The organism is Tepidiforma bonchosmolovskayae, assembly GCF_008838325.1.
GTDB classification, from domain to species: Bacteria; Chloroflexota; Dehalococcoidia; order Tepidiformales; family Tepidiformaceae; genus Tepidiforma; species Tepidiforma bonchosmolovskayae.
Genome location: NZ_CP042829.1, coordinates 659,777 through 679,070, shown reverse-complemented (window position 1 = coordinate 679,070; position 19,294 = coordinate 659,777). Strand labels below are relative to the sequence as shown.

Sequence of the window (19,294 nt, the reverse complement as noted above, 5' to 3'; positions counted from 1 at the left end):
AACTGCTCACGCTGCCTCGGCCGCGAGCTCCTGCTGCCCCCGCATCTTCCGCCACAGCTTCGCAAAGTCCCGGTTCTCCCATGCAACCAGGATCTGCGAGGCCACCCCAATGCTCGAATACGTCCCCGCCACAATGCCGACCAGCAGCACCAGCAGGAAGTTCCGGATTGTCTCCCCGCCGATCAGCAGCATCGCCACAATCGTGAGCACCACCACCAGCGACGTATTGATCGACCGGGCCAGCGTCTCCGTCAGGCTCGCGTTCACCGCCTCCTCGAACGGAATGTACGGGTCGCGCGTCACCATCTCCCGCACCCGGTCGAACACCACGATGGTGTCGTGCACCGAGAAGCCGATGACCGTCAGGATTGCCGTGATGAAGGCCGTGTCCACCTCCACGCCCCGGAACTCGCCCAGCACCGCGAACAGCCCCATCACGATGACCGCATCGTGCACCAGCGCAATAACGGCGCAGGCGCCGTACCGCCACGCCTTCGGCAGCTGCCGGAACGCCAGCCAGATGTAGAACAGGATCGCCACAGCCGCTGCAATCACTGCCAGCGTCGCGTACCGCGCAATCTCCGACGATACGGACCCCGACACCGTCGCGAAGTCCTTCCGCTCGAGCGCCCCGAACCGCTCCTGCAGCCCCCGCTCGATGTCGTCGATTTCGCCCGGCGGAACCGGGCCGGCCCCGCCCGTCAGGCTCGGCGCGTTCTCCAGTTCGTTCGTCCGCACGATGAAGGTGTTCGTGCCCGACTGCTGCACCCGCGCCTCTGGATGGCCCAGGTCGCGCATCGCCTGCCGCAGCTCCGCCTGCGTAACCGTCCGCTCCTTGAACTCAATCGTGAACGTCGACCCCGACGTGAACTCGATGCCCGGCTTCAGCCCCCAGACCGCCAGCGCCGCCAGCGCCGCCAGGAAAAACACCCCCGAGAATCCGAGGTACCACCACCGTTTCCCCGCGAAGTCCAGCATGCGCCTACTCCCCCGCCGCCTCGGCCAGGCGCCGGCGCCGGTCCTGCGCCGGCACTTCCGATGCGTTGAACAGGAACCCGCTCTTGGCCATCGGCGTCCCCAGGATCATCTTCAGGAAGGTCCGCGTCACCGTAATTGCCGAGAACATACTCACCAGCACGCCGATCGCCAGCGTCAGTGCAAAGCCCTTCACCAGCGCCGCCCCGAACTGGTCCCCGAACCAGTAGAGAATCACGCACGTAATCAGCGTCGAAACATTCGAGTCGCGGATCGACGACCACGCCCGCCGGAACCCGATGTCGATCGCCGCGTTCAGCGTCCGGCCACGCCGCAGCTCCTCCTTCAGCCGCTCGAAAATCAGGATGTTCGCGTCGACCGCCATGCCCACCGAGAGCACGAACGCCGCAATGCCCGAGAGGGTCAGCGTCACCGGCACCAGCTTGAAGATCATCAGCGTCACCGACGTGTACACCACCAGCGCGGCCGACGCCAGAAGGCCCGGCAGCCGGTAGTACAGCACCATGAAGATCATCACCGCCGCCATGCCGACGAGGCCCGCCTTCACCGAGGCCAGCACCGAATCCTCGCCCAGCGTTGCGCTCACCTCGCTCGCCTGCACCGTCCGCAGCGGAATCGGCAGCGCGCCTGCGTTCAGCTGCTTCGACAGCGTGTTCGCCTCGCTGAACGTCGGCTGCCCCGTAATCTGCCCACGGTCCCGGATGACAGCCTGCACCTCGGCCTGGCTCAGCACTTCGCCGTCGAGCATCACCACCAGCAGCCGCCGCGGGTCTCCCGGGGGATACTGCAGCGCCCGGGTCGTAATCTGCTCCATCAGCTGGGCGCCCACGCCCGTCGTCTCGAAGTTCACCGCAAACGTCGTCCCCAGCCGCGACGGGAAGGTGTTGTTCTTCAGGTAGGCGCCCGTCATCTGCAGCGTCTGCCCGTTCACCACCCCCGTCGCCGGCACCAGGTTGCCCTGGTCGTCGTACACCATGAACTCCAGCGATGCCGTCTTCCCGATCAGGTTCTGCGCCTCGGTCAGCGAAATCCCCGGCACCTGCACGCTCAGCCGGTTGCCGCTCGCCCGCGTGATCTCCGCCTCGCTCACGCCGAACGCGTTCACGCGCCGTTCGACCACCTGCTTCGCACTCTCGAGCGCCTGGTCGAGGTCGCCCTGGTAGTCCGGCGGCGGGTCGGCCTCGAGTACGAGCCGCACGCCGCCCCGCAGGTCGAGGCCCAGCCGCATCGTCTCCCGCTCGAAGCTCCCAATCTTGATCCCTCGGCCTGACGGCCAGAAGTCGCCCGGCAGGTACCGGTCGGGCGTGCTCGGCCACACCACGATGACGCTGAACGTCGTCAGCGCCACAACGAAGAGGAACAGCAGAACCGTCGTGGTACTACGCACCCGAGTGTGTCACCTCGCCCGTCGTCCCCTCCGCCGCCGTCGCATCGCCCGGCTCCAGCGTGCTCAGCCGCCGCGCAATCGCATCGGTCACCGCCCGGACCCGCACCCCCGGCGCAATCTCCAGGATGATCTCCGTCGGGCCCTCTGCCGGCACCACCACGTCCTTCACCTCGCCGATCAGCCCGCCTGTCGTGATCACCTCGTCTCCGATCTTCAGCTGCTGGACCGCCTTCCGCTGCTCCTTCTTCTCCTTCAGCACCGGCTGCAGCAGGATGAAGTAGAAGGCAGCAACGGCCAGCCCCGTATAGAAAATCACGCTCCACATTGCGGCCATGCTGGAATCTCCTCGCCGGCCCTCTACCCGGCCGGTCTACTCCGCGAACCCGGGGCGTGTCAGCACATCGCGTGCCAGTGCGAGGGCCTCATCCCTCGTCCGAATCTGCCCCTCGAGCTGGGCGTGGCGAACCGATGTTAGGACAGCCCCCAGCAAGCGTCCACCGGAAAGCCCCAGCCCCGCGATGAGGTCGTCGCCCGTCACCAGCGGCTCCGGGCCCTCCCCCTCCGTCGCCCCCCACGCCCGCGCCAGCACATAGTTCACGAACGCGCAGTGCCGCCGGAAGTGCTCCCGCGTGTACCGCGGCCCCTGCGTCGCCCAGCCGTCGGCAAGGTTCACCACCATCAGCGCCAGCACCTCCCCGTCGAGGTCGCGGACGAACCGCCGCACCGCCCGGTCGGTCGCCGGCCAGTTCCGCACCAGCTCCGCTGGCCGCAGGTGGTAGCGGATGAGCCGCCCCACCAGCGCAGCCGCCTCGGACTCCAGCCCGAGGGCCGCCAGCCGCGGCGCCATCAGCTCGGCTCCCGCCGGGCCGTGCCGCGGAAACCGCAGCCGCCCGTCCTCGAAGGTCGCTGTCGCCGGTTTCGCCACGTCGTGCAGCAGCGCCCCCAGCCGTACCAGCGCCGGCAGCGGCACCCCGCCCACCTCCCGCTCCAGCCACCGGTCGAAGTCCACCCACCCGACGGCCTCCCGGAACTCCCTCCCGGCCTGCCCGCCACCGAACACCGCATCCACTGCGTCCACCGCCGCGAAACTGTGCCCGAGCACGTCGTAGGCGTGCAGCTCCGGCTGGGCGAAGCCCCGCGCCGCCTCCAGCTCGGGCACGAGCGCCGTAAGCCCGCCGCCCGCGTCGAGCGCCCGCAGCCGTTCCCCGGCCCGGTCGTCGGTCAGCACGTCCAGCAGCGTCTCCCGGCCCATGCGCGCAGGGTACCCGCAGCCGCCCCGTCGTGCAGTCGGCTCGCCCGCGAACGGCCCCGCCCCTACGATGCTCACGTGAACGGAAACGTCAGCCCGGCGCCCTTCCGCATCCGTTCCCTCACCGTCCCGGTCTACCTTCCAACTTTCCTCTTCGCGGTCGGGCAGGGTGCAGTCATCCCCGTCATGCCGCTCTACGCCATCGAGGTCGGCGCATCCCCCGCCTTCGCCGGCTTCCTCGTCGCACTCCGCGGCATCGGCACCATGGCCTTCGATATCCCCGCCGGCATGATGGTCTCCCGCCTCGGCGAACGCTGGGCCATGCTCGCCGCCACCGCCGTCCTCTTCCTCGTCGCCATCGGCTTCGCCCTCGTCCCCTCCCCGCTCATGCTCGCCCCGCTCGCCTTCCTGATGGGCTGCACCTGGGCCGTCTGGATGCTCGCCCGCCTCTCCTACGCTACCGACGTCGCCCCGCTCGACCAGCGTGGCCGCGTCCTCTCCCTCATCGGCGGCTCCAATCGCATCGGCAACTTCGCCGGCCCCTTCCTCGGCGCCGCCGGCGCCTCCCTGCTCGGCACCGACGCCGCCTTCTACCTGCAGTCCCTGCTCGCCCTCGCTGCCGCCATCCTCATCTTCGCCGTCGTCCGCGAAACACCCGCCGACCACGGCGCCGCCGGCGCGGGCCACCCCGTCCTCGGCGTCCTCCGCGAGCACGCCGCCGTGTTCGCAACCGCCGGCCTCGCATCCCTCGCCATCCAGGTTCTCCGCTCCAGCCGCCAGGCCGTCATCCCCCTCTGGGGCGACCGCATCGGCCTCGATGCCGCCCAGGTCTCCGTCATCTTCGGCCTCTCCTCGGCCCTCGATATGACCCTCTTCTACCCCGTCGGCATCGTCATGGACCGCTGGGGCCGGAAGTTCGCCGGCGTCCCCTGCCTCCTCTTCATGAGCGCCGGCATGCTCCTCGTCCCTCTCAGCGAGTCCTACCTCGCCCTCCTGCTCGCCAGCCTCCTGATCTCGTTCGGCAACGGACTCGGCAGCGGCATCAATATGACCCTCGGCTCCGACTTCTCCCCCGCCGTCGGCCGCGGCGAGTTCCTTGGCGCATGGCGCCTCGTCACCGACCTCGGCACCGCCGGCGGGCCCCTCCTCGTCAGCGCCATCATCGGCGTCAGCTCCCTCGCCGCCGCTGCGGTCGCCACGGGCGGCATCGGGCTGGCCGGCGCAGCCGTCCTCGCCTTCCTCGTCCCCGAACCGCTCCGCCGTCACCGCCCGGCTGCCGGGCCCGCCCCCGGCGCCTGACCTGGCTCAGAGAATCGCGCCCGCATCCTTCAGCGCCGCGATCTGCTCCCAGTCGTACCCCAGCTCCAGCAGCACCTCCTCCGTGTGCTGTCCCAGCTCCGGAGCCCACCCGTGCGGCCGGGCCGGCGTCCCAAAAAAGTCGGCGGGCGTGTTCACCTGCTCCACAACCCCGTCCGGCGACTCCAGCTCCACGAACGCCCCCGCGGCCCGGACCACGGGGTCCCTCACCACCTCGGCCACGCTCAGGATCGGCGCCCACCACACGTCGTGCGCATCGAAGATCGGCCCCCACTCCGCCAGCGGCTTCGTCGCGAAGATCCGGTCGAGGGCCGCCACCAGCGCCGGGGCGTTGTCCCGCCGCCCCGGGATGTCTCCGAACCGCGGGTCCTGGGCCAGCTCCGGCGGATTCCCCAGCGCACGCAGCAGGTCCGGCCAGTGCCGGTCGCCCTGCAGGAGCAAGAGGTAGAACCACCGACCCTCCGCGTCACGGTACGGGTTGATGAGCGGGTTCGGCGCATGCCGCCGGTCGTGCGGCGGTGTCGGCGGCGGCTGCAGCCGGAGCTGCGTGTTCGTGTCCCACCCCATCATGTACACGCCGATCCGCGTCAGCGAGACCGCCACCCGCTGCCCCCGCCCCGTCCGCGTCCGCGCAAACAGCGCCGCTGCCACCGCGCCGGCCGCGTTCGAACCGGTCATGTGGTCGCCCATGCCGCCCCGCTGCAGCGGCGGCTCCGCCCCTTCCGGCGTCAGCCCCGCGGCAACCCCTGCCCGCGACCAGAACGCCCCGACGTCGTACGCCGCCCGGTTCGCCTCCGGCGAATCCGGCCCGTACCCCGTCACCTGGCAGTAGATCAGCCCCGGGTTCCGCGCCGAAAGCTCCTCATAGGTCATCCCCAGCCGCTCCAGCGCCCGCGGCCGCATATTCGTCACGAACACATCCGCCCGGTCAATCAGCGCCCCGGCTATCGCACGGCCCTCCGGCGTCTCCAGGTTCACCGCCACACTCCGCTTGCCCCGGTTGTCCAGCTCGAACGGCGGGTTCATCGCCATGCCGAACGCCGCGCCCAGCCCCCGGAACGGGTCCCCCTCCGGCGGCTCCAGCTTCACCACCTCCGCGCCCCAGTCGGCCAGGATCGCAGCGCACGACGGCCCCGCGACCCACACGCCCATCTCGACCACCCGGATGCCTTCCAGCGGTCCAGCCATCTCCTTCCCTCCGTTCCGAACCGAAAAGCGTCGCCCACGGATTCTACCGGCGCCTCCGCCAGCCGCGACCGGGCCCTACCGCAGCGCGTTCGCTAGCGCCGAGCACGCGCTCGCCGCAAGAACCACGAACACCAGCAGCCGGAACCGCCGCTCGTCCAGCCGGTGAAACAGCCGATTGCCCGCCAGCCGCCCGGCCTGGCTCGCCGGAAGCGCCAGCAGCGCCAGCCCTGCGGTGTGCCACGTCAGCGTCCCCGAAAGCGCCAGCATCGCTGCTGCCCCGCCCGAGGTCGCAAGGAAGTACACCGTTGTCGTCCCCCGGAACGCCAGCGGCGCCAGCCGCCTCCCCTGCAGGTACAGCACAACCGGCGGCCCCGACATGCTCGTTGACGTATTCAGCAGCCCGCTCACGAACCCCGTCCCCAGGTCCCACCCGGCTCCCGTGCCGCGCAGCTGCAGGCCGCGCGCCAGCACCGCCGTGAACACCAGCACGCACACCGCAATGCCGGCCTGCAGCGCCCGCGGCTCCAGGAGCAGCAGCACGGCCAGCCCGAACGGCATCCCGAGATAACACCCGGCGACCATCCGCGCCGTCGTCCGCCGCTCCGCCGCACGCCCCACCGCCCGCAGCTGGGTCAGGTTCACCGCCGTCCCGAGCAGGTTCGCCAGCGCCACCGTCTCCTTCGGACCAATCACCATCGCCAGGAACGGCACGATGAACAGCGAGAACCCGAACCCCGAAAGCGCCTGGATCAGCGAGGCCGCCGCCGCGAGCCCCGTCACCGCCAGCCCGGTCTGCCAGTCCACGCCTCCTTATCGCATGCCTCCGCACTCCGGCCAACGCACACCCCGCCGCCGCGCTACCCTACGCACATGGAAGTTGCCAACGAACTCATGGTCCGCGGCATCGTCGTCGGCGTGTTCCAGGAAAACTGCTGGGTCATTGGGAACCGCCGCACCGGCGAAGCCATCTGCATCGACCCCGGCGACGAGCCCGAGGAGATCCTCGCCCTCGCCCGCGACATGGGCGTCACCATCAAGTACATCGCCAACTCCCACGCCCACGTCGACCACGTCATGGGCGTCGCCGGCGTCCACGCCGCCACCGGCGCGAAGTTCCTCCTCCACCAGGCCGACCTCGACCTCCTCCGCCACGGCTGGAAGGCGATCGCCGCCCGCTTCGGCATCCCCATCGAAAAGGGCCCGCCCGACCCCGACGCCTTCGTCACCCACGGCGATATCGTCGAAGTCGCCGGCCTCCGCCTCCACACCATCGCCACCCCCGGCCACACGCCCGGCTCCGTCTCCTACTACGCCGAAGAAGGCCTCCTCTTCAGCGGCGATACCCTCTTCCGCGGCTCGATCGGCCGCACCGACCTCCCGGGCGGGAATTTCGAGCAGGAGATGCGCTCCATCTGCGAGCGCCTGCTGGTGCTCCCCGAAGAGACGATCGTCCTCCCCGGCCACATGCAGGAAACCACGATCGGCTTTGAAAAGCAGCACAACCCGTTCGTCCTCGAATGGCTCCGCCACGGCCAGGACCCGGCCGCCAGCTGGCTCCGTCAGTAAGCGCGTGGCCGCCAGCCTGGTCTTCCACGGCGGCGTCGGCACCGTCACCGGCTCCCGCTTCCTCGTCTCCACCCGCGACGACGCCGTCCTCGTCGATTGCGGGCTCTTCCAGGGCCTCAAGGAGCTCCGCCTCAGGAACTGGCAGGGGCCCGGCTTCGACCCCCGGGCGCCCCGCGCCATCGTCCTCACCCACGCCCACATCGACCACACCGGCTACCTTCCCCGCCTCGTTCAGCTCGGCTACCGCGGCCCCATCTACGCGACCCCCGCAACCGCCGAGGTCGCCCGCATCCTCCTCCTCGACGCCGCCGAAATCCAGGAGGAAGATGCCGCCTTCGCCAACCGCAAGGGCTTCAGCAAGCACCACCCGGCGCTCCCCCTCTACACGGTCAAAGACGCCCTCCGGGCACTGCAGTACATCCGCACCCGCCCCTACGGCGAGCGGTTCGAAGCCGGCACCTTCCGCGTCACCTTCCGCAACGCCGGCCACATCCTCGGCTCCGCCTTCGTCCAGCTCGAAGTTCCCATGGGGGAAGACCGGGCCCACCGCATCGTCTTCAGCGGCGACCTCGGCCGCTACCATCAGCCCATCCACACCGACCCCGTGCCCCTGCCCCCCTGCGACACCCTCGTCCTCGAATCCACCTACGGCGACCGCTCCCACGGCCACCAGTCCGTCATCACGCAGCTCCGCGACGAACTCCTCCCCACCCTCGAGCGCGGCGGGACCGTCCTCATCCCCGCGTTCGCCGTCGCCCGTGCCCAGCTCGTCACCCACCACCTCCGCGTCGCCATCGAAACCGGCCGCTTCCCCGACGTGCCGATCCACATCGACTCCCCGATGGCCAACGATGTGACCGGCCTCTACAACCGCTACCTCGAAAGCGAGTACCTCGACCGCAGCATCCCCCACACCGCCCCGGGCGCCCTCTTCCCCCGCAACGTCCGCTTCCACCGCACCATCGAAGACTCCAAAAAGCTCAACAACCTTCCCGGCCCGCGCATCGTTATCGCCTCGAGCGGCATGCTCACCGGCGGCCGCGTCCTCCACCACCTCCAGCGCCTCGCCCCCGACCCGCGCAACCTCATCTGCCTCGTCGGCTACCAGGCCGCCGGCACCCGCGGCCGCGCCCTCCTCGAAGGCGCGCCCACCGTCCGCGTCTTCGGAATCGACGTCGACGTCCGCGCCCGCGTCACCTGCATCCACGGCCTCTCCGCCCACGCCGACCGCGACGAACTCATCCGCTGGGTCGAATCCGCCCCCGAGCCGCCGAAGCGGATCTTCCTCGTCCACGGCGAACCGCCCGCCGCCGAATCGCTCGCAGAGGCCCTTCGTCCCCGCGTCCCGTCCGAGGTCGTCATCCCGGCGATGGGCGAGTCCTTCGCCCTAGCCTGAACTCCCCCGTTCCTCCCGCTTCCGGAAGTTCAGGTAGTACCGGCTCGGCGTCGGCCCCTCCTGCCCCTGGTACTTGCTCCCCGCCTCCCGCGACCCGTACGGGTGCTCTGCCGGCTCCGTCAGCCGCAGGAACGAAATCTGCGAAACCTTCATCCCCGGGTACAGCGCGATCGGCAGGTTCGCGACGTTCGAAAGCTCCAGCGTCAGCGCCCCGTTCCAGCCCGGGTCCACGTACCCCGCCGTCGAATGCACCAGCAGCCCCAGCCGCCCGAGCGACGACTTCCCCTCCAGCCGCCCGACGATGAAATCCGGCAGCCGCACCCGCTCCAGCGTCACCGCCAGCGCAAACTCCCCGGGGTGCAGGATGAACGGCTGCTCGTCCGTCGCCGTCACCAGCTCCGTCAGGTCCGGGTACTCCTGCTTCACGTCGATGAACGGCACCCGCGAGTTCCGGAACACCCGAAACTGGTGCCCCAGCCGCAGGTCCACGCTCGCCGGCTGGATCGCATCCTCGCCCAGCGGCTCGATCTCGATATTCCCCGCCGCAAGCTCGCGGCGAATCGTGCGATCGCTCAGGACCATCCCGGCAACCCCCGGCGGATTCTGCCAAAGTCTAGGGCTCCTGCGCCTTCCGGGCTTCTGCGCCTGCTCCCCCGTCGAACTGCGCGATAATCTCCCGCCAGACCGCTCCCGCCAGGTTGCCCAATGGACCCCTTCCCACACCGCCTCCCGCGCCTCCCCTCCCGCGTCGACCCCGCCTCCGACGCCTTCCGCGCCAACGCCGCCCGCAACCGCGAGCTGGTCGACGACCTCCGCGCCCGGCTCGACCACGTCGCCCGCGGCGCTGAGCCCGCCGCGATCGAACGCCACCGGGCGCGCGGCAAGCTCCTCGCCCGCGAGCGCATCCAGCTCCTCATCGACCCCGCGACCGCCTTCCTCGAGCTCAGCCCGCTCGCCGCCGACGGCGTCTATGACGACGACGTTCCCTCCGCCGGCATCGTCACCGGCATCGGCATGGTCGCCGGGCGTCCCTGCGTCATCATCGCCAACGACGCCACCGTCAAGGGCGGCACCTACTATCCCCTCACCGTCAAAAAGCACCTCCGCGCCCAGGAAGTCGCCGAGGAGAACCGCCTCCCCTGCATCTACCTCGTCGATTCCGGCGGCGCCTTCCTCCCCCTCCAGCACGACGTCTTCCCCGATAAGAACCACTTCGGCCGCATCTTCTACAACCAGGCCCGCATGAGCGCCCGCGGCATCCCCCAAATCGCCGCCGTTATGGGCTCCTGCACCGCCGGCGGCGCCTACGTCCCCGCCATGAGCGACGAAACGGTCATCGTCCGCGGCACCGGCACCATCTTCCTCGGCGGCCCGCCCCTCGTCCGCGCCGCCACCGGCGAAGTCACCACCCCCGAGGAGCTCGGCGGCGCCGACGTCCATACCCGCATCTCCGGCGTCGCCGACCACCTCGCCGAGGACGACCATCACGCCCTCCGCATCGTCCGCGATATCGTCAGCACCCTCCCGCCCCCGCCGCCTCCACCGTGGCCCGTCGCGCCCGCGGAGCCGCCGGCCTACCCCGCCGACGACCTCCTCGGCATCGTCCCCGCCGACCTCCGCCACGCCTTCGACGTCCGCGAGGTCATCGCCCGCATCGTCGATGGCTCCCGCTTCCACGAGTTCAAAGCCCGCTACGGCACGACCCTCGTCTGCGGCTTCGCCCGCATCGAAGGCCACCCCGTCGGCATCGTCGCGAATAACGGCATCCTCTTCTCAGAATCCGCCCTCAAAGGCGCCCACTTCATCGAGCTCTGCGCCGGCCGCGGCATCCCCTTGGTCTTCCTCCAGAACATCACCGGCTTCATGGTCGGCCGCCAGTACGAAAACGCCGGCATCGCCAAAGACGGCGCCAAGATGGTCACCGCCGTCGCCTGCGCCGCCGTCCCGAAGTTCACCGTCATCATCGGCGGGAGCTTCGGCGCCGGGAACTACGCCATGTGCGGCCGCGCCTACGGCCCGCGCCAGCTCTGGATGTGGCCCAACGCCCGCATCTCCGTGATGGGCGGCGAACAGGCCGCCTCCGTCCTCCTCCAGGTCCGCCTCGACCGCGGCGAAACCCTCTCCCCCGAGGAGCAGGAGGCCTTCAAAGCCCCGACCATCGCCCGCTACGAAGCCGAAGGTTCGCCCTACTTCTCCACCGCCCGCCTCTGGGACGACGGCGTCATCGACCCTCGCGACACCCGCCGCGTCCTCGCCATCGGGCTCCAGGCGGCTGCCTGCGCGCCGCTCGAACCCACCCGCTTCGGCACCTTCCGCATGTAGACCGCCCTCCCGGCGCCCCCATGGCCGTCGAAAGAAATCAGTAAGACGCCCTCCAACGGCCGGGAACACGCCGTCCCCTGTCCGGCGTTTCCTTCGTGGAAGGGATACCAGCCCCTCTGGAGGAACTATGCCGTCGAATCCCCCGCTGAAACTCTCCGGTCCGCTCGGCTGGGCCATTGCCGGCGTCGCTGCCGTTGCGCTGTTCGGCGCCGGCGTGCTCACCGCCCGCGCCCTTTTCGATGACGACGCCGCCACGCCGCCCGCGTCCGGCGCCCCGGTTGCCACCCGGCCCCCCGCCCAGGGCGCTGGTCCCGGAGTCGCCCGGCCCGGCATCCCCACCTCCGTCGGCCGCGGCGGCGAAGACTCCGCAGCTCCGAAGGGCGGCCCGTACGGCGGCCCTTCCGGCTGCGCGGCACCGCTCCCCGCCGATGCGCTCGGCGCGTCCTCGGTCGACCTCGCCGCCGCCGGTGTCGCGCCCCGTGTCCCGCGCTCCGGGTTCGAGCTGACCAGCCTCTCCCTCTCCGCCATTGCCGACTGCACGCCGGACGGCACGCCGACCGGCAGCCCCCGCCCGTCGCTCTCTACCTCCTGGCGGCACACCGCCACCGGCCTCGAGGTCTACATCAGCCAGACCGCCAGTAGCGAGCCGGCAGCACCCGTCCTCCGCTCCGACGGAGCGACCTTCTCGGCCCTCGGCTACCTCTTCGCCGTCTACGTCAACGCCTACCCCGTGATGCCGGTGGACACCGGCACCACCGCCTACCCAGTCAAGCCCGACCCCCGCGCCGCCGATGTCCTCCGCGAAGTCATCGCGCAAATGATCTCCGGCTTCGACCAGCAGTGCTTCTGGGTCGCCGTCGACGGCGACTGGGCCAGCCTCGCAGTCTCCGGCATCGGCGACCCGCGCCCCGCCATCCCGGACCGCTTCAAGCTCGCGGAGGTCCACATCACCACCTTCCGCAAGCCCGCACCGTCGTGCGATACCTCCATCCGCCCCACCGAAGGCCTCGGCCTGTACGCCCAGTGGAACGCGCCCGGCGGCGAGAGCCTCGGCGTCTCCGTCACCGGCCTCCCCGCCGGCGCCACGGTCGATTACCCCGGCTACCTCGACCAGTACGGCGCCAGCTGGACCGCAAACGGCCTCCAGTTCTCCATCTGGTACGGAAGCAAGGATGGACCCGGCAGCGCTGACCTCGTCCGCGCCGCCGCCCGCGCCCTCGATCCCTCCTTCACCGACGCCTGCTTCATCCAGCAGCGCACCCTCGCCGAAGCCGACCTCGCGAAGCTTGGCCTCCGTCCGCCCACTCCTCCCGCCGGCTATGCCATCACCTCGAAGAACCTCACGGTCAGCGATATCGCCTCCGGCTGCCCGCGCCCGAAAGACTTCTTCGCCAGCTACGCGCTGTTCTGGACGCTCGAAAAAGGCGCCGACGTCATCGACGTCTCCGTCTACGCCGCGCCCGACGCGCCGAAGCCGGGCAGCTTCTCCGGCTGGATCGCCGACTCCAGCATCACCTGGATGACCGCGGACGGAAAGAGCTTCAACGTCAGCGGCTACTCGAAGGGCGTCAGCCCCGTGGTCTCCCGCGACGACATCATCGCCGTCGCGAAGAGCCTCGACCCCTCCCTCGATATCTCGAAGCTCGAAGAGCAGCCCGGCGGCGGCGGTGTCGTCCCGCCCCGGCCGGTCCCGGGCGGCCCCGAACGCGGCAACTGACCGGCTCCGCTCCGCCGAAGTAGCGCGAGGGGCTCCCGGTGGGGAGCCCCTCGCCGTACCCTGCCGCGCGCCTAGGCCCGGACCTCCAGCCGGACGAGCACCTCCCCGGCCGCGACCGTCGCCCCCGGGGCGGTGCACACCTCCGCCACGCGCCCATCCGCATCCGCGCGCACCGGGTGCTCCATCTTCATCGCGTGGATCACCGCCAGCACCTGCCCCGCCGCGACCTCCTGCCCCGGCTGTACCAGCACTGCCGCAATGGTTCCCGCCAGCGGCGCGACCGCCACCGTCCCCGCCGGCCCGCCCTCCCCGTCCGCCCGCCGTGCCGGGGGCGCCGGCCACGCCGGCCAGAACGTCCAGAGCTCCCCGCCCGGCCCTTCCACCACGAGCCGCCCGCCGGCGCACACTGCCCGGAATCCCTCCGCCCCTCCCTCGGCGGCCAGCGCATCCCTGGCCGTCCAGCCGTCCGTCATCCAGAGCGCCGCGCGCCCCGCCCCGATCCACGCCGGCCCGGCGAACGCTCCTGCCCCTGCCGCCAGCCCGGCTGCGGCTCGCGCCGCCGCCCACGCCCCCTCCGGCGCACCGGCACGCGCCAGCAGCTCCTCCAGCCGCGCCTCCAGCCACTCCACGTGCACCTCGCCGCGCACGAACTCCGGGTCGGTCGCCAGCACCTGCACCAGCGGCGCCGTCGTCCGCGGCGTTTCGATCAGTCCCGGCGGCACGCCCCGCGCCAGCCGCAGCGCCTCCTCCCGGTCGTGCCCGTGCACCACCACCTTCGCCGCCAGCGAGTCGTAGTACCCCGGCACCCGGTCCCCGTCCGCGTAGCCTGCGTCGATCCGCCACCCGGCCGTCGCCGCACCCGGCCACCAGCGCACCTCGCCGCCCGTCGGCCGAAACCCCTCCCGCGGGTCCTCCGCGTTGATGCGGAATTCGATGGCGTGGCCCCGCAGATCCACCTCCTCCTGGCCGAACGGCAGCCGCTCCCCCGCGGCAATCCGCACCTGCAGCTCCACGAGGTCCAGCCCGGTGACCGCCTCGGTCACCGGGTGCTCCACCTGCAGCCGCGGGTTCACCTCGAGGAAGTACCACGGCCGCCGTCCGTCCGGCCCCGGGTCGCCCACGAGGAACTCCACCGTCCCCGCGTTCACGTACCCCGCTTCCCGGGCGAGCCGGACGGCCGCCTCCGTCAGCTCCGCCCGGAGCGCTGCATCGACCGCCGGGCTTGGCGCCTCCTCCACCAGCTTCTGCCGCCGCCGCTGCACCGAGCACTCCCGCTCCCAGAGGTGGAGCACCGTCCCGTGCCGGTCCGCCAGCACCTGCACCTCAATGTGCCGCGGCCGCTCGACCAGCCGCTCCAGCAGCAGCCCTCCATCCCCGAAAGCCGCCTCCGCCTCGCGCCGCGCCTCCGCCAGCAGCCCCGCCAGCTCGTCCGGCGTACGCGCCAGCCGCATCCCGCGCCCGCCGCCGCCGGCGCGCGCCTTGATGAGCAGCGGGAACCCCACCCCTTCCGCCGCCGCCCGCAGCGCTGCGTCGTCCCCGTCGCCGTCGAACCCGGGCACCACCGGGATGCCGAGCCGCGCCGCGAACTGCCGCGCCCGCGCCTTGTCCCCCAGCGCCTCCATCGCCTCCGGCGGCGGCCCGATGAACACGATTCCCGCGGCGGCGCACGCCCGCGCGAACGCCGCCGATTCCGCAAGGAAGCCGTACCCGGGGTGAATCGCTGCACAGCCGAATGCCCGCGCCGCTGCGATCAGCTGCTCCCCGTCGAGGTAGCTCTCCGGCGCCGGCGACCCCCGCAGCAGCGCCGCCGCATCCGCCTCCCGCGCCGCCAGGCCGTCGCGGTCCGCCGGCGAGACCGCGACCACCGCCCGCACCCCCATCCGCCGCAGCGTCCGCACAATGCGCACGGCGATTTCGCCCCGGTTCGCAACCAGCACCGCCGCAAACATCGCCGCGCATTCAACCACAGCCCGCGCCGGCTACGCGAGCTTCCCGTCGACCAGCCGCACCACCTCGCCGCGCCGCGCACCGCACCACCGGCACGAACCGTCCATCTCCGGGTCCGGGTGGCGCACCTCCACCTCAATGATGCCCGCGAGGTCGCCCGCTACCGCCGCGGCCCATGCCGGCAGCTCCCAGGCCACGAACTCGTGCGGCGGCCGGCACACGAAGACCAGCCGCCGTACGCCCTCCGGGCCGGTCACGGCCGCAGCGCGATCTTGAGCACCCCGCCCTCCCGCTTCCGGAACAGCTCGTACCCGGCCGGGGTCTCGCTCAGCTTCATCGAATGAGTCAGCAGCGGCCGCAGGTCCACCTTGCCGCCCTGGATGAGCGCCATCAGCCGCTCCATCCGCGCGGTCCCGACCGGGCAGAGCGTCGTCACAATCTTCCGGTGCATGAACGACCCTCCGGTCGGCAGCCGCAGCTCTGTGTAGCCGCCGTACACGCCGACCGAGCTCACCGTGCCCCCGTTCCGCACCACCGCACACGCGTTCTGGAACGTCACCTCGTGCCCCAGCGCTTCCACCGCCACGTCCACGCCCCGGTTGCCGGTCAGCCGCATGATCTCCGCCACCGCGTTCGCCGGGTCCACCACCACGTCCGCGCCGAACCGCTTCGCCATTGCTGCCCGCTCGGGAATCCCCTCGACCGCGATGATCAGCCCCGCGCCGTACGTCCGCGCCCCCGCCGTCGCGCACAGCCCCACCGGGCCCTGCGCGAAAATCGCTACCGTATCCCCCGGCTTCAGTTCCGCCCGCTCAATCGCCGCAAACCCTGTCGACATAATGTCGGTCACGAACAGCACCTGCTCGTCCTCGAGGCTGTCCGGGACCTTCGCCATCGATGTCTGCGCCCCGTTGACCAGGAAGAACTCACCCTGCGCCCCGAACAGCAGGTTCGCCGGCGCGTTGAACGTCTCACACACCTGGTGGTCGCCCTCCATGCACCGCCGGCACGTCCCGCAGCAGAGCAGGCAGCTCACCACCACCCGGTCCCCCGGCCGGAACGCCGTGACCCCCGCGCCCACCGCCTCTACCGTGCCCACCGCCTCGTGCCCCATCGGCACGCCCGCCGGCACCGGCAGGTGGTCCACCACGTGGATGTCGCTCCCGCAGATGGTCGAGAGCCGCGTACGAACCAGCGCCTGCCCCGGCCCTGGAGCGTCCGGGTACGGGATCTGCAGCATCCCGACCTGGCCCTCGCCCGTCTTCACGCACGTGTTCGAAACCGGCATCACTGCTCCTCCTTCATTCCCCGGCGCAGCCGCACCGCGCGCGGCGTCCCCGCCGACGCCTGCCTAGATCCGTTCCGCCACCGCGCTGCCCATCGTCCGCGTGTCCACCACCTTCGCGCCCGGCCCCGCAATGTCCGGGGTCCGCAGCCCCTCGCGGATGACGGCGTCCACGGCGTCCTCCACGGCCTTCGCTTCCTGCTCCAGCCCCAGCGAGAGCCGCAGCATCATCGCCGCGCTCAGGATCATCGCCAGCGGGTTCGCCTTCCCCTGCCCCGCGATGTCCGGCGCGCTCCCGTGAATCGGCTCGTACAGCCCGATGCCTGTGCCGTCCTTCCGCTGCCGCCCGAGGCTCGCCGAGGGCATCATCCCCATCGAACCGGCCAGCATCGCCGCCTCGTCCGTCAGGATGTCCCCGAACATGTTCTCCGTCACGATCACGTCGAAGCTCGCCGGCCGGCGCACCAGGTACATCGCGCACGCATCCACCAGGATGTGCTCCAGCTCCACGTCCGGGTACTGCTTCCCCACCTCTGTCGCAATCTCCCGCCACAGCTGTCCCGTCCGCAGCACGTTCGCCTTGTCGACGCTGGTGACCTTCTTCCGGCGCTGCCGCGCCAGCTGGAACGCCACGTGGCATACCCGCGCGACCTCCCGCTCGCTGTACCGCAGCGTGTCGACCGCCTGCCGCCCTTCCGCGTTCTCCCAGCGACGCTTCGGCTTCCCGAAGTACAGCCCGCCGGTCAGCTCCCGGATGACGACCATGTCGACGCCCTGCAGCACCTCCGGCTTCAGCGTGCTCTCGCCGATCAGCTCCGGCGAAACCCGCACCGGCCGCAGGTTCGCGAACAGCCCCAGCTGCTTCCGCATCCCAAGGATGGCGTCCTCCGGGCGCACGCTCGCCCGCGGGTCATCCCACTTCGGTCCGCCCACCGCCCCGAACAGCACCGCGTGCGATGCCTTCGCCTTCGCAATGGTCTCCGGCCGCAGCGCCACCCCGTACCGGTCGATCGCCGCCCCGCCGATCGTCTCCTCCTCGTAGAGGAACTCATGCCCGAAGCGCTGCTGCACCCGCCCCAGCACCTTCAGCGCCTCTTCCATCACCTCCGGGCCGATACCGTCGCCCGGCGTCACCAGGATGCGAAACGTAGCCATGGCCCCGTATTCTCCCGGCCCCGCCGGTCACCGTCGACCGGGGTTCTCATAGCCGCCTCAGTCTTCCACGTCGGCGGCGCTGCCCCGCGGAAGCTGCCGGTCGGCCGGCTCCGGCGCCGACGTGGCCGGCACCTGGTCGTCCGCACCGAGCGGCGGAATCGAAATGTTCGCTACCACCGCCTCGCCGTCCAGCGGGCTCGCACGGTGCACGCTCCCCGGCCACACCGTCAGCACCTCGTACGGCTTCAGCACCGTCTCCACGCCGTCGACCTCCACTACCACCGTCCCTTCGATCGCCAGGTACATCTGCATCGAACGCCGGTGCACATGGGAACCAACCGCATCGCCTTCGCCCCGCATGCGGAACACCCGCACGCTCGCCGCCGGGCACTCGAAGTCCGTCAGCAGGTGGTACAGACCAACAGGGGTCGGCCGCGTCGAGGTCATCCCTCTCCCTCCGCAGGTTCAGGTTCCCCCTAGTGTGCTCCCAATCGGCGCCGGCGTCGCGGGCCGTTCGGACGTCACCCGCAGCCCGCCAGGCCCTCTGCCGCGCCGGCCCGGTGCCAGGCGACGGTCCGCCGCGCCGCCCGCCCCAGCAGCTCCAGGTACGCATCCCGGGAAATCTCAATGCCGCCCATCCGCGCCGTGTGGTCGTTCAGTACCTGGATATCAATCAGCTCGACCCCCAGCGCCCGGCAGTGCTGCACCATCGCCGCCACCGCCACCTTCGAGGCATCCCGCACCCGCGAAAACATCGACTCCGCCCCGAACATCGCCCCGTACGCCACCCCGTACAGGCCGCCGGCCAGCTCCCCGTCGTGCCACACCTCGAAGCTGTGCGCCCACCCGAGCCGGTGCAGCGCGCAGTACCCCTCGATGAGCGCCGGGATGATCCACGTCCCCTCCGGCCGCTCCGCGCACGAACGGATGACCGCCTCGAACGCCGCATCCACCGTCACCCGGAACCTCCCCTGCCGGATCGTCCGCCCCAGCCGCTGCGGCACCGTGAACGTTGCCACCGGCAGCACTGCCCGCGGATCCGGCGAGCACCAGACCAGCTCCGCCTCCGGGCGCTCCGGCCACGGGAAGAAACCTGCCGCATACGCCGCAACGACCGTCGCCGGCGCGAGGTCGCCGCCCACAACGTACGCACTCCGCCCCGGCCGAAGCACTGCCGCCCCGGGAAAGGCGTACCGTGACACGCTCGTCGGCTCAGGCGGCCCCGCCGTGAACACCTCGACCTCAATTGGGCACGGCCGCCCCCGCGAATCCCTTACCGCGGCCTCCGCAGGTACCGCGCATGGCCGCCCCGGGCCCGGCTCCATCAGCCGCCCTCCCGCCGCCCGCCGATGACGAACGTCACCAGCCCCAGCGCCACCACCCGACCGCTGTCGTCCCGCACCTCGACCTGCGTGAACGCCGCCGTCCGCCCCATCTTCACCACCCTCGCCTCGGCCACCAGCTCCGTCCCCCGCGCCGGCGCAAGGTACGAAACGTGCAGGTCGCTCGTGGCATGCGGCCGCTGCCGGATCTCGCTCTCCTCCCGAAGGGTCCGCACAGCCCCGCCCGCGACCGAATCGATCAGGCTCGAAATCACGCCCCCGTGGACCACATCGTTGTAGTTCAGGTGCGCTTCGCGCAGCCGCACCCGGTTCACGACCCGGCCCGGCTCGGCAGCCACCGTCTCGATGCCCACCAGCTCCCAGTAGCGGCCGCGCGCCCACGCCCGCAGCCGTTCCACAAGGTCGCCCTCCTCCATGGCGCAATCC

At 71.1% G+C, this 19,294-nt stretch carries 19 protein-coding genes; 5 read left to right on the top strand and 14 right to left on the bottom strand.

Going from position 1 to position 19,294, the window contains the following annotated elements; genetic code table 11:
• Positions 1 to 6: 6 nt before the first annotated feature.
• Genes secF through Tbon_RS03435 form a run of 4 tightly spaced genes read right to left on the bottom strand, consistent with a single transcriptional unit; the run spans position 7 to position 3,635 of the window.
• Positions 7 to 978, bottom strand: coding sequence for a protein translocase subunit SecF (secF, locus tag Tbon_RS03450; RefSeq protein WP_158066315.1), 972 nt, complete (start codon positions 976 to 978; stop codon positions 7 to 9).
• 4 nt (positions 979 to 982) lie between these two features.
• Entirely contained in the window at positions 983 to 2,383 is a 1,401-nt protein-coding gene (gene secD / locus Tbon_RS03445; protein ID WP_158066314.1) for a protein translocase subunit SecD, read from the bottom strand.
• Complete coding sequence (gene yajC / locus Tbon_RS03440) at positions 2,376 to 2,717, bottom strand: preprotein translocase subunit YajC (RefSeq protein WP_158066313.1); 342 nt, start codon at positions 2,715 to 2,717, stop codon at positions 2,376 to 2,378. Before yajC ends, secD begins: the two co-directional genes overlap by 8 nt.
• A 36-nt stretch (positions 2,718 to 2,753) precedes the next feature.
• Positions 2,754 to 3,635, bottom strand: coding sequence for an HD domain-containing protein (locus tag Tbon_RS03435; RefSeq protein WP_158066312.1), 882 nt, complete (start codon positions 3,633 to 3,635; stop codon positions 2,754 to 2,756).
• Between the two features lie 75 nt (positions 3,636 to 3,710).
• Between Tbon_RS03435 and Tbon_RS14335 the strand changes: the two genes are divergently transcribed.
• Complete coding sequence (locus Tbon_RS14335) at positions 3,711 to 4,931, top strand: MFS transporter (protein WP_158066311.1); 1,221 nt, start codon at positions 3,711 to 3,713, stop codon at positions 4,929 to 4,931.
• Positions 4,932 to 4,937: 6 nt separating this feature from the next.
• Here the strand turns inward: Tbon_RS14335 and Tbon_RS03425 are convergent, their stop codons facing one another.
• Positions 4,938 to 6,137 (bottom strand): CaiB/BaiF CoA transferase family protein, encoded by a 1,200-nt coding sequence (locus Tbon_RS03425; protein ID WP_158066310.1) that lies wholly within the window; start codon positions 6,135 to 6,137, stop codon positions 4,938 to 4,940.
• Positions 6,138 to 6,212: 75 nt separating this feature from the next.
• Positions 6,213 to 6,941 (bottom strand): sulfite exporter TauE/SafE family protein, encoded by a 729-nt coding sequence (locus Tbon_RS03420; protein ID WP_158066309.1) that lies wholly within the window; start codon positions 6,939 to 6,941, stop codon positions 6,213 to 6,215.
• Positions 6,942 to 7,007: 66 nt separating this feature from the next.
• Between Tbon_RS03420 and Tbon_RS03415 the strand changes: the two genes are divergently transcribed.
• Together Tbon_RS03415 and Tbon_RS03410 are read left to right on the top strand one after the other, a co-directional pair.
• A complete protein-coding gene (locus Tbon_RS03415; RefSeq protein ID WP_225734694.1) occupies positions 7,008 to 7,703 on the top strand; it encodes an MBL fold metallo-hydrolase in 696 nt (231 codons plus the stop codon).
• 4 nt (positions 7,704 to 7,707) lie between these two features.
• Positions 7,708 to 9,099, top strand: a complete 1,392-nt coding sequence (locus tag Tbon_RS03410) for an MBL fold metallo-hydrolase RNA specificity domain-containing protein (protein WP_225734693.1) — start codon at positions 7,708 to 7,710, stop codon at positions 9,097 to 9,099.
• Here the strand turns inward: Tbon_RS03410 and dcd are convergent.
• Positions 9,091 to 9,681, bottom strand: coding sequence for a dCTP deaminase (gene dcd / locus Tbon_RS03405; RefSeq protein WP_158066308.1), 591 nt, complete (start codon positions 9,679 to 9,681; stop codon positions 9,091 to 9,093). The genes Tbon_RS03410 and dcd overlap by 9 nt on opposite strands.
• 123 nt (positions 9,682 to 9,804) lie before the next feature.
• Between dcd and Tbon_RS03400 the strand changes: the two genes are divergently transcribed.
• Together Tbon_RS03400 and Tbon_RS03395 are read left to right on the top strand one after the other, a co-directional pair.
• Complete coding sequence (locus Tbon_RS03400) at positions 9,805 to 11,421, top strand: carboxyl transferase domain-containing protein (RefSeq protein WP_158066307.1); 1,617 nt, start codon at positions 9,805 to 9,807, stop codon at positions 11,419 to 11,421.
• 127 nt (positions 11,422 to 11,548) lie between these two features.
• Positions 11,549 to 13,138, top strand: coding sequence for a hypothetical protein (locus tag Tbon_RS03395; protein WP_158066306.1), 1,590 nt, complete (start codon positions 11,549 to 11,551; stop codon positions 13,136 to 13,138).
• 71 nt (positions 13,139 to 13,209) lie between these two features.
• Here Tbon_RS03395 and Tbon_RS03390 read toward each other — a convergent pair whose 3' ends face one another.
• The 7 genes from Tbon_RS03390 to Tbon_RS03360 all read right to left on the bottom strand — a co-directional run bounded on the left by Tbon_RS03390 (position 13,210) and on the right by Tbon_RS03360 (position 19,284).
• On the bottom strand, positions 13,210 to 15,087 hold the full coding sequence (locus Tbon_RS03390; protein WP_158066305.1) for an ATP-binding protein: 1,878 nt from the start codon (positions 15,085 to 15,087) through the stop codon (positions 13,210 to 13,212).
• Between the two features lie 30 nt (positions 15,088 to 15,117).
• Positions 15,118 to 15,342: a hypothetical protein gene (locus tag Tbon_RS03385; protein WP_158066304.1), complete on the bottom strand. Its 225-nt coding sequence runs from the start codon at positions 15,340 to 15,342 to the stop codon at positions 15,118 to 15,120.
• The gene (locus tag Tbon_RS03380; protein WP_158066303.1) at positions 15,339 to 16,373 is read right to left on the bottom strand and encodes a zinc-binding dehydrogenase; all 1,035 of its coding nucleotides are present in this window, start codon (positions 16,371 to 16,373) and stop codon (positions 15,339 to 15,341) included. The genes Tbon_RS03385 and Tbon_RS03380 overlap by 4 nt, the downstream gene beginning before the upstream one ends.
• A 63-nt stretch (positions 16,374 to 16,436) precedes the next feature.
• On the bottom strand, positions 16,437 to 17,525 hold the full coding sequence (leuB, locus tag Tbon_RS03375; protein WP_158066302.1) for a 3-isopropylmalate dehydrogenase: 1,089 nt from the start codon (positions 17,523 to 17,525) through the stop codon (positions 16,437 to 16,439).
• Positions 17,526 to 17,582: 57 nt separating this feature from the next.
• A complete protein-coding gene (locus Tbon_RS03370) occupies positions 17,583 to 17,972 on the bottom strand; it encodes a cupin domain-containing protein (RefSeq protein ID WP_158066301.1) in 390 nt (129 codons plus the stop codon).
• A 74-nt stretch (positions 17,973 to 18,046) separates the two neighbouring features.
• Positions 18,047 to 18,667, bottom strand: a complete 621-nt coding sequence (gene aat, locus Tbon_RS03365) for a leucyl/phenylalanyl-tRNA--protein transferase (RefSeq protein ID WP_225734692.1) — start codon at positions 18,665 to 18,667, stop codon at positions 18,047 to 18,049.
• Between the two features lie 182 nt (positions 18,668 to 18,849).
• On the bottom strand, positions 18,850 to 19,284 hold the full coding sequence (locus tag Tbon_RS03360; RefSeq protein WP_158066299.1) for a PaaI family thioesterase: 435 nt from the start codon (positions 19,282 to 19,284) through the stop codon (positions 18,850 to 18,852).
• Positions 19,285 to 19,294 lie beyond the last annotated feature (10 nt).